Origin of the sequence: Pantoea sp. OXWO6B1 (assembly GCF_001641135.1) — a bacterium.
In the GTDB taxonomy this organism is placed as follows: domain Bacteria; phylum Pseudomonadota; class Gammaproteobacteria; order Enterobacterales; family Enterobacteriaceae; genus Pantoea; species Pantoea allii.
This window is the reverse complement of sequence record NZ_CM004290.1, coordinates 198,525-212,995: the sequence shown is the minus strand read 5'-3', so window position 1 is coordinate 212,995 and position 14,471 is coordinate 198,525. Positions and strand designations below refer to the sequence as shown.

Sequence of the window (14,471 nt, the reverse complement as noted above, 5' to 3'; positions counted from 1 at the left end):
ACGTCCACGGGGACGTGGAGAAAAAGCGACTAGCGTCGGCGACGCCACCACCAAAACAGCAGCAGTACGACCGCCAGCACAGCCACCGCTATGCCTGTGCGGGCTAGCGGCAAGAGTAGTGATGGCTCGCCGCCCTGACGCAGTGATTTCACCCGGTCCGGGGAAATGCGCACCGCACTGTTACCGATATCCTGCATAACATAATTGGTGACGTCAGCAATTTGCGTATCATCCAGCGTATGGGCAAAGCCAATCATACCCTGCCCCTTCGCTGGCCAGACACCGCCAAGCACAGCCATCGCAACGTTATCCGCCGTAGGTTTCTCTAATACCGGATGTTTAGTCAGAGCGGGGAATCCTGTTAAGCCCTGTCCTTCCAGGTTATGGCACGAGGCACAATTATTGCGGTACACCCGCTCGCCATCCGTCATATCCGATAACATATCTGGCGTATCATCACCGGTTACTGGTGTGAGCCCGCTGGCCGGTTCCTGTACATCTGACTCGGTGTCGGCATCGCTGTCTTCCTGCTCGGCGACAGGCATCAGATAGGTCGCAATCGCGTTCCGGTCTTCCGGCGTCATCCTGGAAAAGCTTTTATCGATGGCTTCAAGCATCGGCCCCGCTGCGGTCGCCCCGTTATCGGCGTGACCGCTCGCCAGGTAGGCAGCGAGCGATTCTCGTGACCACTGATCGTCACTCTGTAAGGTATTCGCCGTGATATCCGGCGCAAACCAGGTTCCCAAAGAAGCACCCTGTAGCGATTTGCTCTGTTGCTCCGCCATCAAAAAATTCCGCGGCGTATGGCAGGTGCTGCAGTGGGTTAATCCTTCGACCAGATAAGCGCCACGGTTCCATTCTGCTGACTGGCTGGGATCGGGCCTGAAGGGTTTGGTGTCGAGGAACAGTACATTCCATGCAGCCATACTAAAACGCAGGTTGAACGGAAAAGGCAGCGCAGTTTTCTCCGGCTGTGTGTCAACAGCTTTGACGCCATGCATAAAGTAAGCATAAAGCGCCGAAACATCGCTGTCGCTCACTTTGGCATAAGCAGTGTAAGGCATGGCGGGATAAAGATGGCTGCCATCGGCACGCATGCCCCTGCGTAGCGCATCGGCAAACTGTTTCTCACTGTAGTCACCTATGCCGGCCGTTTTTGATGGCGTAATATTGGTGCTGAAAATGATCCCTAACGGGCTACCAATGGCATGTCCGCCGCTAAAGGGTGCCTTGCCTTCATCTGTGTGGCAGGCGGCACAATCCCCGGCGACAGCAAGGTATTCACCCCGTTTTATAAGGTCAGTCTGGCTTTCTGCCTGCACACTGCCCTGGGTTGCAGTGAGCATGAGCACCACTAAAGGCAGTAACCGACTTAATCGCTTACCCATGCTGTGTCTCCTGCAAAATCTTGTCAGCGGTGCGCAGCGCAAGCGCCATGGCGGTGAGCGTAACATTACAGGTACCAACCGTTGGCATCACGCCGGTACCGACCATGAACAGGTTTTCATGATCGTGCGCCCGTCCCCAGGCATCGGTCACGCTGGTGGCGGGATCGTGCCCCATCGACAGGGTGCCGGTGATATGTTGGCGATTGGAGAATTTGCCGCTTTTGCTGTGCTGGATATTGGTTGCGCCAAGCTTGGCCGCTATCGCGTCATAGCACTCACGCGTTTTTTCTGTGCCTTTCTGCACATAGTCATCCACATCCCAGAACAACGCAGGTGTGGGTAATCCCAATGCATCTTTATTATTGCGACTTAAGGTCACGCGATTGTCAGGATTGGGGAGCTGCTCCAGCGCATTTTTAATGCTAAGACGGCGTGCCGCACGGAAACGGACTTGCTCCTGGAGTTTTTTACCAAAGTATCCCTCTTCCAGCACTTCTTTTGTCACCGCCGCCACCTGCGAGGCATTGGAGATATCCAGACGGAATGGCGCATGTTCGCGGCGGAATTCGCCGTCTCTGAACTGACCAATCGAGCACGGGCTGACAGGGCCACGTCCCGGCCAGATCTCCTCATCTACGTCGAAGGTGACGCCAATCGCGGGATGATCGCAGAGATGACGCCCGACAGTATCCCGGGCATTGGCAATTCCCTGCGGAAATTTATTGCTGATGGACATCAGTAACAGCTTCGGCGTTTCAATCGCGTTGGCCGCGAGGACAAATGTCTGTGCCGTGATGCGATGGCTGGTTTTATTCCAGTCATAATAGTTTGCGGCAACAATCCTGCCCTGCGCATCGTGTTCAAGCTGATAAACCACCGCCTCGGTAATGACCTGGACGCCGCTGTCTTCTGCCTGCTGGGCGGCCAGCCCGCCATGATACTGGGCATCGATCGGGCACAACGGCATACAGTTATTGTTGCCGCAGCAGGCTGGTCGACCATCATAACTACGGCTGTTGCGCCCCGTGCTGTCATCCAGCACGGTGAAATCTGGCGCGAGCCGTGCCGTTACACGCTGCTGTAGCCATGACGCCGGTACGCGCTCCATCGGGAAAGGCTTGCTACGTGGCGATCCGTTATCCGGCGATCCCCCGACACCAGCGATAAGTTCCGCCTCATAGTAATAGGGTTCCAGATCCTGATAGCCAATCGGCCAGTCTTTTCCCACGCCATAACGTGTGTATTGCTGGAAATCATTGGGCACAAAGCGCCACAGTTGGGCAGCCCAGTGCCAGCTGGTGCCACCAAAGATGCGGATGTACTGTGCATTAAACGCCTGCGGGCCTAATTGCTGCAGATAGTCGTTGGGTTCAGGCGTATATCGCGGCTGCGGCGCCATGGGCGAAAAGGGATAAGGCGACATAAAGTCAGATTTAAAGGCGGAGCTACGGAAGCGCTCGACCAGCTCATCCCGGCCGACTTTCGGCCCGGACTCAAGTAATACAACGGTTTTACCGGCTTTAGCCAATCGGGTAGCCAGCAATGCGCCATTCACGCCCGCGCCAATCACGACGACATCAGCCGACTCATTCTTCTTCATTGATGACATTACTCTTAAAAAGGATCACGGTTGACTCGCCCAACTGCCACAGACGCCATATGAGAAGCTCGGCGGAACCAGTTTGTCATTGACGACCTGATTCGCAAGGGTGTTGATGTAGGTGATGTATCGCGCATTTTTACCTTTCCCCACCACCCCGGTGTACCAACCGCTAAGAATGGCACCCGCCAGCTTCGCACAGCCCGCATCGCTCTCGGCAAACTGCAAACGTTCCTGTTGCAACAGATCGGTCTGACGCGTCAGCAGGTTACTTAAATGTACCAGTGCAGCTGAGAAATTCTTTTGCGTCTGGCTTAAGGTGTCATAGAGCGCACTGCCCACGGTTTCGTTAAGCTCATCCCGCTGTGTGAGCTGCTGAGAAACCTGCATGAAAACGTCCAGCTCATCAGCCTGGGCGTCCGGTTGTGCGGCATTAAGGCGGGCCAGGGGGAGCAGATGTCCGGCGGCGCTGGTCACAGCCACCAGTCCGACCATCTTCAGCACGCGTCGGCGTGAATAGTGATTCATGATATCTTCCAGTAAAAGCCGCCTGTCGCTGGCAGCAAATCAGTCTGCGGAATACGGGTTATGATGAGGGTAGTGCCCATGATGTCAGACATGTCGCCGCCTGGGTTAAGAGCGAAAGCCTGACGCGTTCGCGCCTGAACCTGCGCGTAAGAGAAAATCAACTGAGGTTGCAGAATCACGTCATCCGATTCTCTCCATGCCTGCGAATCATGGACGTCTCTTTTTTAATAATCCACTGGTAATTAACCAAATCATAACAATCTGCAGAGGATAAACCTGATAGTTGTTTGGGTTATAAATATATTAAATCGATATTAAACAAATTTGATACAAAGCGGAACTCACCCGCAGAACCGGCCATGCTGCACGGCATCACGATCTCCGCTTAGCCCGTCAGCCTGTCCTGAGGCAATTGCCTCTGGGGCTGGCTGAAGTAAACTGCTCTTCTGTCCTACTGTAGCGGCAGAATTTCTCAAGGAAACGGAGTCGATAATGCCCCCTTTGCGTTTACTGTTATCAGAATCGAACGATCCCTGGTTCAACCTGGCGGTGGAGGAGTGTATTTTTCGCCAGATGCCGGCGAGCCAGCGGGTACTGTTTTTGTGGCGAAATGCAGAAACCGTGGTGATTGGTCGGGCGCAAAACCCGTGGAAAGAGTGTAATACGCGTCGCATGGCAGAGGATGGCATCAAACTGGCGCGGCGCAGCAGCGGGGGCGGAGCGGTATTCCATGACCTGGGAAACTGCTGTTTTACATTTATGGCGGGCAAACCCGAGTATGACAAAAGTGTCTCAACCGCCATCATCCTGCAGGCACTGGCAAAGCTGGGGGTGAATGCGCAGGCGTCCGGACGCAACGACCTGGTGATCGACACGGAGGAAGGCGTGCGCAAAATTTCCGGTTCGGCTTATCGTGAAACCCCCGATCGTGGCTTTCATCATGGCACAATCCTGATGGATGCCGATCTGTCACGCCTGGCAAATTATCTCAATCCGGATAGCAAAAAATTACAGGCTAAAGGGATCGCCTCGGTGCGTGCACGCGTAACCAATCTGCAAACCCTGGTTCCCGATATTCGCTACGAACATATCTGCCACGCTATCACTGAAGCCTGTTTTGAACATTTTGCCACGCGCTGTGAACCCGAGCACATCTCACCCGACCGGCTGCCAGACCTGCCCGGCTTTGAACAACAGTTTGCCCGGCAAAGCAGTTGGGAATGGAATTTTGGTCAGGCGCCGGACTTTTCACACGTACTGGATAATCGTTTCGTCTGGGGCGGTGTGGAAATCCATTTTGACGTTGAGCGCGGCACGATTAGCCGCTGCCAGATTTTCAGTGACAGCCTGAATCCTGCGCCTCTGGAAATGCTGGCCTCGCGCTTACAGGGTGCAGCCTATCAACCTGATGTGATGGCACAGCACATTGAAGCGTTAAAAGCGGAATACCCACTGCAGCAGCATGAACTGGACGAACTGACACCATGGCTGGTGGCAAGCGTCAGTTAACAGGTGATACGCGGCTGCCTTTGCCAATGCCCGCCAGCATGTGGGCAATGACAGGCGACGTTACTGCCGTGCCGTTGCCCCTTTCGCGCTTAGCTTCCTGTATTCACGCGCTGACCTATATCCTTGAGTTGCGAGTATTTTTCAAGCAGGCGCGGCCCGTCATCCAGGCTCATTGCGAACATCCACAGATAGGTCATCACGGAATAGATATGTCCTGCATCACCAATCCCTTTTCTGGTCATGGCGAGGATCGTAAAGGCAAACAGCAGCGCCGCAGCCGTACCGATGGTCAAAAAACCCAGCGCCTCACGATCGGAGAGTCCAATACGTAATCGCGCCAGCACAGCGTAGTGCTTCGCCAGTGTGGGTGCCTGCGCCATCGTCACCAGACTCACCTCTTTTTCAAGCCGGTTATTCAGACGACCAAACAACGCCTCATTCTTGCGTGAGAAGCCGGGTAAAAAACAGGCAAGAACCAACAAAATGATCACACAGCCCACGCCGGTCCAGAATTCAATCACCAGCAGCATGATGGCTGCGCCGCTGATCGATGCCAGAGAAGTAATAAGCATGGGCAGATGAAGTTCGAAAAAGTCCACAAACTCACGTGACAACGTCACACGAGCGGCAACCGTTGACGCATTATGCTTTTCGTGACGCTGCGCCACGATAACTGGCACCGCCAGTTCGGCATAAATACGGGCGAAGGTGCGGGTATCGACGCTGCGTCTTGCGGCTCCGATGACCCACATCGTAAATACCATGACCGCATAGAGCACAGCATGGAGCGCCTGCCCGGTGACAATGGCGTTTATGGCAAACCCGGCTAATAGCGGATAAAGCAGGTAGGTGACGTTTTCTGCCATGACTAAAAGCAGAGTGAGCGCGAGCTTTTTATTGTGACGTCGACCTAACCTCTTTAAGGTCGCAATAGCGTTTGGTGGTGCGAGATCCGTTGGTGTCGTTCGGGTAGAACACATGATTTTCTTTTCTTAAACGGTTAGAATTGAGCGAATGCTCAAGTACCAGCGCATCGTATTTGAGCGTTTGCTCAAAGTCAATTCGGGAGTGATGATGAAAGCACCAATGGCAACATCTGGGGAAACCTTGAAAGAAAAAATCCTCACAGGCGCCGTCGCGCTTTTTATCGAAAAAGGCATTGAGAAAGCCACGACGCGGGAATTAACGGAATCGCTGGGTATATCGCGTAGCCATATTTATCACTATTTCCCTGACTGGCACACACTTACCTTAACCGCGCTGGAACACTTCATGCAGCGCGAGTTAGATGAATTTACCGCTGAACTGGCCGGCCTGGAACCTGAGCAGCAACTACACTGTATGATTGAAGGCCATATACCTGATACTTCAGATTCGGTCTGGCGGCTCTATGCTTCTTTCTGGCAGATGGCAGCGCATAACGCCGATTATGCAGACTTAGCCGACAAGATTACGGCGGGCTGGGATGCGTTGCTCTGTGACATTATTCGTGCTGGCGTTGCACAGGGTTGTTTTCATACGGATGATGTCGCGCGCAGCGCGCGCCAACTCAATGCCATGCTTAATGGCTATGCTGATATGTTGAGCATTAAATCTTCGCCAGAAAAAATTGAGCAGGTCATGGCCGACATTAATCACTTTATACAATTTATGCGTTAACGGAGCGGGAAGGACGCAAAGCGTCTTTTTCTCGCGTATTGGCTTTAATGGAATGTTAAATAGAAGTTATACGAATATTCATTCTTAACTTTTTAGTGTGTCATTCAGATGGCGTGCGTTTTACATTTTGTTGGTTGATTAATCTCAAATTTTATCGCTTATCTGTCCTGAAATGCTTGCTAACACACTTTATTTTTCGCTGGCAGATTCTCACGGGAATGCGGTAAGCAGGTGTTTTTAGGCGCTTTATTGTTTACGCATTTTAACATAAGTGGTTTACCTCGCTTCCCTTTCCGGGCTAAGTCGCTGGTTTATAAAGTAAATACATCCACAAATCCTTATAAAATTAATCATTGAGTCCTGTGTTAAAAAACCCTATATTGGCCGCGTTTTTAACACGAGCTCTAAATTTTATTCACTTATCCAACTGCAGCGTGATGCCACGCCCGGTTGTAGGAGAGATATGATGACGGATAAAGTCCGTATTGATAGTTTGAATGCGAATACATTAAACGGTAACAATGAGACTTATCTGGCCCGCCAGGCCGAGTTTGAATCAAATGTTCGAAGTTATCCGCGTAAATTACCGTTAGCGATTGCGAAAGCTAATGGTGTCTGGATCACAGACGTCGAGAACAAACAGTATCTTGACTGTCTTGCCGGTGCCGGAACGCTTGCGTTAGGTCATAATCACCCTGACGTACTGCAAAGCATCCAAAATGTCATTACCAGCGGCTTGCCGTTACATACTCTGGATCTGACCACGCCATTAAAAGATGCGTTCTCAGAATATCTGCTCTCCCTGTTACCGGGTCAGGGCAAAGAATATTGCCTGCAATTCACTGGGCCTTCCGGCGCAGATGCGGTCGAAGCGGCGCTCAAGCTGGCGAAGAAACACACCGGCCGTTCAGGTGTGATCAGCTTCTCCGGCGGTTATCACGGCATGACGCACGGTGCACTGGCTGTTACCGGCAACCTGTCACCTAAAGAAGCCGTCAATGGCATGATGCCAGAAGTCCAGTTTATGCCTTACCCGCATCTGTACCGCTGCCCGCTGGGCATTGGTGGTGACGCCGGTGTAAAAGCCCTGACCTACTACTTCGAAAACCTGATCAACGATGTTGAAAGTGGTGTCCGTAAACCTGCTGCTGTGATTCTCGAAGCGGTTCAGGGTGAAGGCGGCGTCAATCCGGCACCGGCTGAATGGCTGCAACGCATCCGTAAAGTGACGCAGGAGCACGGTATCCTGCTGATTCTGGATGAAGTTCAGGCAGGATTTGCCCGTACCGGTAAATTCTTCGCGTTTGAGCATGCCGGCATTGAGCCCGATATTATCGTGATGTCAAAAGCGGTAGGCGGCGGTTTACCGTTAGCCGTGCTGGGGATCAAAAAGCAGTTTGATGCCTGGTCACCGGGCCATCATACCGGCACGTTCCGTGGCAACCAGCTGGCGATGGCGACGGGCCTGACAACGCTGAAGCTGCTGAAAGAAAACAATATCGCTGACAGCGTCGCGGAAAAAGGTGAGTGGCTGAAAGGCAAACTTGGCGAACTGCAGCAACGCTATCCGGCCATCGGTAACGTGCGTGGTCTTGGCCTGATGCTCGGTATTGAAATGGTCAAGCCAAACGACGCGCAGGATCATATGGGCTGCTACCCGGCTGATGGTGATTTATCCGCTCTCATTCAGAAGAAATGCTTTGAAAATGGCCTGATCCTTGAGCGCGGTGGACGCCACGGCAGCGTATTACGTCTGCTGCCTTCCCTGCTGATCAATCATGATGAAATGCAGGTCTTCCTGGATAAATTTGAAAGCGCCCTGCTTGCCGCTGGCGTCGAAGCAGTTTGAGTGGAGTAAAGTCGATGTCACGGTCAAATCCAATTCTGGCGTCCTCAGTGCAAAGCACTGAGGCTTACCAGCAGGCTATCGCACAAAGCAGTGCGGCAGTCGTTAAGTGGCTGGAACAGCCTGAGATGTATCAGGGTAAAACGGTTGCAGAACTGCGCGAACGCATCAAGCTGGACTTTAATCCAGAGGGCCTGGGCAACCAGGTCGCCATCGAACGCGCGATTGAGTATTTCCTGAAAGACAGCCTGTCGGTGCATCATCCGCAGTGTGTTGCGCATTTGCATTGCCCTAGTCTGGTGATTAGCCAGGCGGCTGAAGTGCTGATTAACGCCACGAACCAGAGTATGGATTCGTGGGATCAGGCACCCTCTGCCACCCTCATTGAAATGAAGCTGATCGAATGGCTGCGTTCCCAGGTTGGCTATCAGGCGGGCGATGCCGGCGTGTTCACCAGCGGCGGAACCCAAAGCAATCTGATGGGTTTGATGCTGGCGCGTGACGCGTTCTTTGCCCGTCAGGGTCATTCTGTACAGCAGGACGGTCTGACTGGCGATCTCAGAAAGATCAAAGTCTTTTGTTCAGAGAATGCCCACTTCTCAGTGCAAAAGAACATGGCGCTGCTCGGCTTAGGCTACCAGTCCGTGACGTTGGTGAAATGCGATGCGTTTGCACGCATGGACATGACCGATCTGGCGGAGAAACTGGCACAGGCCAGGGCCAACAACGAACAGGTGCTGGCCATTGTCGCGACGGCAGGCACCACCGATGCCGGTGCCATCGATCCGCTGCGTGATATCGTCAAACTGGCCGCAGAACAACAAATCTGGGTGCACGTTGACGCGGCCTGGGGCGGCGCGCTGCTGCTGTCAGAGAAATATCGTCATTACCTGGATGGCCTGGATCTGGTGGATTCCGTGACGCTGGACTTCCACAAACAGTTTTTCCAGACCATCAGCTGCGGGGCGTTCCTGTTAAAAGAAGCCCGTCACTACGAGTTGATGCGCTATCAGGCTGCGTACCTGAACTCTGAGTTTGATGAAGCGCAGGGCGTGCCAAATCTGGTCTCAAAATCGTTGCAGACCACCCGCCGTTTCGATGCGTTGAAACTGTGGATGGGGCTGGAAGCCCTCGGCCAGAAACAGTATGCCGAGATCATCGATCATGGCGTAACCCTGGCACAGCAGGTCGCTCAGTTTATTGAGCAGCAAGATGCGCTGGAGTTGGTAATGAAACCACAGCTGGCGAGCGTGCTGTTCCGTTATCGTCCACAGCCGCTAACGGGCTGGAGCGATGCAGACGTTGCCCTGTTCAATCAGCGTATTGGTGATGCGTTGCTGGAATCGGGTCGCGCCAACGTTGGCGTAACCGAGCACAACGGTGTGACCTGTTTGAAAATGACGTTGTTGAATCCAACGGTCACGCTGGAGGATATTACTGTCCTGCTGACGCTGCTGGAGAAGACCGCCGAGTCATTGCGCTAAGTGCGATAACCGTCCGGTGACACTGTCACCGGACGGTTGCTTTCTGCCAGACCTGCCTACTCCAATCATCGCCTTAACAACTGTCGCCGATATTAAAGCGGCATTTCCCCTGGTACCTGTTCCATTTTACTGGCTGACAACCGTGGCGTCGTCTGCTGTGTGCTCTGGAGACAACACGCTCATCCTTCATTGCAGCCCTCATGGACGTCCTGCAGGGTAAACCGTCTTCCCCTCGGTCTTTTTCAAAGCGAAGAGCCGGCAAGATGCCGATAATGTGTATTCCTTTCCAGGCCCTGCCATCGGGAAAAACGCGCCAGGTCAATGCTCACCATCGCTGACGTCAATCATCTCTGAAACGCACCTGAAACAGTTCTGTTAACGCAGGAAGCATGTTATAGCACTGCGAAAAACGCCATCCGCCAACGGCTTCACGCAGCGATCTCAGTGGCCGAAAACAGCGAGTACTTCCGACCAACAGAGGATACTGTCCGTCTGTTAATGAACGGAGGATGAAATGAAATACCGAATCTCAGGCCTGAAAGCCGATCCCTATATCCATTTTTTTGGACAGGATGAAGGCTATTTAAAACAACATGGGGTGATAAGAAAAAAGGTCGATAGTCATCCTGGCTATCCCGACAGAATTTCCCTGCGCGATATCCCGGCAGGCGAAACCGCGCTGCTGATTAATCATCTCTATCAGCCGGCCCAAACGCCCTATTTTGGTTCTCATGCGATCTATCTTTGGGAAAACTGGACCCAGCAGGGAATTTACACAGATGAAATACCTGCGGTCATGACGCACCGGCTGCTTTCGTTACGGGGTTTTGATGGGCATGATTATCTGACGCAAGCAGACGTCTGTGAAGGAAGCGCCGCAGACGAGATGATAATGCGTTTTTTTGCCAACCCGGCGGTCTGTTATATCCAGGTGCACAATGCAAAACAGGGATGTTATTCCTGTCTGGTTGAGCGCATTACGTAACCTCTCTACCGCATCCGTGCAGCAGATCTTCAGGGCAAGCAGGGTTTATGTTCAGTAAACACTTGCGCCATGCAACGCCATCCCGCAGGATCAAGGTTTGACAGCATTAAGCGGAAAGACGATGAACGTTCACGCCTCTAAAGATCCCCTGCATGGCATTACGCTTGAAATGCAGGTCAACAGCCTGGTCGAACAGTATGGCTGGCCTGAACTGAGCAAGCGTATCAATATTAACTGTTTTAAAAGCGATCCCAGCGTAAAGTCCAGCCTGAAGTTTTTGCGCCGAACGCCCTGGGCGCGTGCCGAAGTGGAAGCGCTCTATCTGGCTTCATTGAGTGAATCTGAGCCGGATTCTGCGCCCCCAGCCACTGATGATCCCTGGGCTAACTGGCGCGGCGATAAAACCTGATAATTTTTACCGCATTGTTTAGACGTAAAAAAAGCCCGCGTCATCAATGACGCGGGCTTCGTTTTTCTCAATTACAACATTACAGCGCCATATCGTGCTTAGCCGAGGCTGGAGCAGGTGCTTTTTCGCTGTTAGCGGCAGGCGCTTCAGTTGGCTGATTTCCCATCTGAATAACCGGTGGCTTGGTCAGCTGCAGCGTTGCTGCTGTTTCATCCCAAACCTGCTGCGTGAGCGCAGGATTGTCGTTAAGTTTCTGACCATAGGCAGGAACGATTTTACGGATTTTTTCCTGCCATTCTGCTGACTTGAATTGTTCAGGGAACAGTTTCTGCATCACATTGATCGCGATGGGCGCGGCGGTCGACGCGCCAGGCGATGCGCCCAACAAGGCGGCAACGGTTTTCTGCTGATCGGTCACGATTTCCGTACCCAGTTTCAGCACGCCGCCTTTCTCCGCATCTTTCTTGATGATCTGTACGCGCTGACCGGCCTGAATCAGTTTCCAGTCTTCTTTCTTCGCGTCAGGATAATACTCTTTCAGCGCGGCGAAACGGTCATCATCGCTCAGCATAACCTGACCGATCAGGTATTTCACCAGGTCGAAGTTATCCATGCCCACGTGCGTCATCGGCATAACGTTGCTGGTGGTCGTGGTGCTCAGTAAATCAAACAGCGAACCATTTTTCAGGAACTTGGTTGAGAACGTTGCAAAAGGTCCAAACAACACTACACGTTTACCATCAAGATAGCGGGTATCCAGATGCGGAACCGACATCGGTGGTGCACCTACCGACGCCTGGCCATAGACTTTCGCTAAATGGCGATCGGCAATGGCAGTGTTCTCTGTGACCAGGAAAGAGCCCCCGACCGGGAAACCTGCATAGTTGTCGGCTTCCGGAATACCGGTTTTTTGCAGCAGTTTAAGCGCACCACCACCTGCACCAATAAACACATATTTCGCGTCGACAGTACGTTCGCCGCCGTTTTTGGCGTCTTTGATGGTAACGTGCCAGGAATTATCACCGTTACGTTTGAAATCGGTCACTTCTGAAGAGGTTTCCAGACGGAAATTATCGTTCTTCTTCAGGCTGCCAATTAACTGACGGGTAATTTCACCGTAGTTAACATCGGTTCCCACTGGCGTCCAGGTTGCTGCCACTTTTTGTTGTGGATCGCGCCCTTCCATGACCAGCGGTGCCCACTGTTCAATCTGCTTGTGATCGGTTGAGAATTTCATGCCCTGGAACAGCACGGTTTTCTGCAGCGCAGCATAGCGTTTGGTCAGGTAATCAACGTTATCACCCCAGACGAAGCTCATATGCGGCGTTGAGTTAATGAACGAGCGCGGGTTATTTAACACGCCATCTTTAACCTGAGAACTCCAGAACTGGCGAGAAATCATGAATGCTTCATTGATTTCCAGTGCTTTGGTCACGTCGATAGAACCGTCTGCACGCTCGGGCGTGTAGTTCAGCTCCATGTTGGCAGAGTGGCCGGTGCCGGCATTATTCCAGCCATTAGAGGATTCCAGCGCAACACGATCAAGCTTCTCAACCATGATCTGTTTCCAGCCAGGCTGCAGCTCTTCCAGCAGGGTGCCCAGAGAGGCGCTCATGATACCGCCGCCAATCAGCAGGACATCAGTTTTTTCTGGTGAATTTTCAGCGTGGGTAACTGAAGAAACGAGTAACGCTGCAAGCGACAATGCAGGTACAAATTTAGTTGATTTAATCATTCGGGATCTACGATTTTTGTGGAGAACTGGTTAAAAAAAGTCCCGAAATTTTAAAATATTGTTATTGCGTAGTTAATATGAAAATAGTTAAAAAATTAAAAGGCAGGATGGTGCAGTTAATTTAGTTACAAAAGGTTAACTTTGTTATCGATATATTTTAACCACACAATAAACGGGCGTTTCGCAATATTCAATGCCTTAACACAAATATTCTGTGTGAGGCTAAGAAACAATGATAAGAGCAGATCCGGCCTTACTCTGCGTCACTATTAGCCTGGCAGGCAGCCTGAAGGGCTTTTACAACTGTTTGCGAATAAACGCCGAATGGCTATTTACATTGTCTGGCAATAGCCTGCCGCTACGGGCACCACTTAGTGACGGATCAGCGCGAGGTCGTCTTCGTTCAGCCCGGTCATTTTCATTACCGTCTCACGATCAAGGCCGCTTTGCAGCATTGTGCGGGCAATTTTCAGTGTCGCTTCGCGTTCCCCTTCAGAGCGGCCTTCTTCGCGACCCAGCTGGATGCCTTTTTCCATGCCTTTTTCAATCCCTTTTTGTTCAAGCTGTTGTGCAATGGTCATCAGTGCATCTCCGTGTTGCGGCACGCGATGTGCCAGTTCTCTTACCAACGCTTCAGCATCGGCGGTTTCGCCCGCCTGCACAATGTAGTGTATCAGCGATATGACCTGTGATGAAGAAAGATAGCCCGCCAGCAATACTGGGACCAGCTTATCCACCAACTCGGCTAAATCACGCTGGTGAATATGCTTCTGCAGCAGGGTTAGTGCCGCCATACTGCGGTGCTCAGCAATCTCCTCGTCAGGAATAATGGTGACATCCACCAGCGGGAACGCCTCGCCGTATAGCCTGCTGGCCAGCGCAGGATCGGTAAACTCATCCAGCCAGCGCGTGGAATAAGGATACGGGCTACGTTTACCGGTATAGAACAAGACCGGAATCACCAGCGGTAATGTTTTATGGCCGGCTTCAAGGTGGCGCTGCATCGCGGCCACAGCGTAACGCAGCAATCTGAATGCCATGTGCTTATCAGGTGAGGACTGATGTTCGATCAACACATGAACGTAGCCATCGTCGCCATGGGTGGTTTTCAGACTGTACAACACGTCACTGAAATATTGGCGTAGGTCATCTTCAACGAATGAACCTGATTCGAGTTTTAACGTGCTGAGGTCGCAAACCGCCCGTAATTCCGCAGGCAGGTGCAATTCCATAAAATCCCGCGCAATCTCTGGCTGTGTAAGAAACTGTCGGAAGGTCGCATCGTGAGGCGTGGGCGTCGTGTTTTTTTTCTTCATCTTTCCTGACTC

At 52.3% G+C, this 14,471-nt stretch carries 12 protein-coding genes; 6 read left to right on the top strand and 6 right to left on the bottom strand.

The window, feature by feature from the left end:
* Nucleotides 1-29: 29 nt before the first annotated feature.
* The 3 genes from A6A26_RS01010 to A6A26_RS01000 are packed head-to-tail and all read right to left on the bottom strand — an operon-like array spanning nt 30 to nt 3,516.
* Nucleotides 30-1,388, bottom strand: coding sequence for a c-type cytochrome (locus tag A6A26_RS01010; protein WP_063877060.1), 1,359 nt, complete (start codon nt 1,386-1,388; stop codon nt 30-32).
* A complete protein-coding gene (locus A6A26_RS01005) occupies nt 1,381-2,988 on the bottom strand; it encodes a GMC family oxidoreductase (RefSeq protein ID WP_063877059.1) in 1,608 nt (535 codons plus the stop codon). Before A6A26_RS01005 ends, A6A26_RS01010 begins: the two co-directional genes overlap by 8 nt.
* A 24-nt stretch (nt 2,989-3,012) precedes the next feature.
* On the bottom strand, nt 3,013-3,516 hold the full coding sequence (locus A6A26_RS01000; protein WP_063877058.1) for a sugar dehydrogenase complex small subunit: 504 nt from the start codon (nt 3,514-3,516) through the stop codon (nt 3,013-3,015).
* 492 nt (nt 3,517-4,008) lie between these two features.
* Here A6A26_RS01000 and A6A26_RS00990 point away from each other — a divergent pair, with 492 nt between their 5' ends.
* Nucleotides 4,009-5,025 carry a lipoate--protein ligase A gene (locus A6A26_RS00990; protein ID WP_063877056.1) on the top strand — a complete coding sequence of 339 codons (1,017 nt, stop codon included), beginning with the start codon at nt 4,009-4,011 and terminating at the stop codon, nt 5,023-5,025.
* Between the two features lie 89 nt (nt 5,026-5,114).
* On the opposite strand, the gene A6A26_RS00985 is transcribed toward A6A26_RS00990, so the two are convergent.
* Nucleotides 5,115-6,005 (bottom strand): ABC transporter six-transmembrane domain-containing protein, encoded by an 891-nt coding sequence (locus A6A26_RS00985; RefSeq protein WP_063877055.1) that lies wholly within the window; start codon nt 6,003-6,005, stop codon nt 5,115-5,117.
* Nucleotides 6,006-6,099: 94 nt separating this feature from the next.
* On the opposite strand from A6A26_RS00985, the gene A6A26_RS00980 reads away from it, so the two are divergent.
* The 5 genes from A6A26_RS00980 to A6A26_RS00960 all read left to right on the top strand — a co-directional run bounded on the left by A6A26_RS00980 (nt 6,100) and on the right by A6A26_RS00960 (nt 11,408).
* A complete protein-coding gene (locus A6A26_RS00980) occupies nt 6,100-6,684 on the top strand; it encodes a TetR/AcrR family transcriptional regulator (protein ID WP_082875124.1) in 585 nt (194 codons plus the stop codon).
* A gap of 466 nt (nt 6,685-7,150) precedes the next feature.
* Nucleotides 7,151-8,533, top strand: coding sequence for a diaminobutyrate--2-oxoglutarate transaminase (locus tag A6A26_RS00975; protein ID WP_063877053.1), 1,383 nt, complete (start codon nt 7,151-7,153; stop codon nt 8,531-8,533).
* Nucleotides 8,534-8,547: 14 nt separating this feature from the next.
* Nucleotides 8,548-10,014: a pyridoxal phosphate-dependent decarboxylase family protein gene (locus A6A26_RS00970; protein WP_063877052.1), complete on the top strand. Its 1,467-nt coding sequence runs from the start codon at nt 8,548-8,550 to the stop codon at nt 10,012-10,014.
* 514 nt (nt 10,015-10,528) lie between these two features.
* Nucleotides 10,529-10,999, top strand: a complete 471-nt coding sequence (locus A6A26_RS00965) for a DUF1203 domain-containing protein (RefSeq protein WP_063877051.1) — start codon at nt 10,529-10,531, stop codon at nt 10,997-10,999.
* 121 nt (nt 11,000-11,120) lie between these two features.
* On the top strand, nt 11,121-11,408 hold the full coding sequence (locus tag A6A26_RS00960) for a VF530 family protein (RefSeq protein WP_063877050.1): 288 nt from the start codon (nt 11,121-11,123) through the stop codon (nt 11,406-11,408).
* 79 nt (nt 11,409-11,487) lie between these two features.
* Here the strand turns inward: A6A26_RS00960 and mqo are convergent, their stop codons facing one another.
* Nucleotides 11,488-13,143 carry a malate dehydrogenase (quinone) gene (gene mqo / locus A6A26_RS00955; protein WP_063877049.1) on the bottom strand — a complete coding sequence of 552 codons (1,656 nt, stop codon included), beginning with the start codon at nt 13,141-13,143 and terminating at the stop codon, nt 11,488-11,490.
* 371 nt (nt 13,144-13,514) lie between these two features.
* On the bottom strand, nt 13,515-14,459 hold the full coding sequence (locus A6A26_RS00950) for an Rpn family recombination-promoting nuclease/putative transposase (protein WP_063877048.1): 945 nt from the start codon (nt 14,457-14,459) through the stop codon (nt 13,515-13,517).
* Nucleotides 14,460-14,471: the final 12 nt, after the last annotated feature.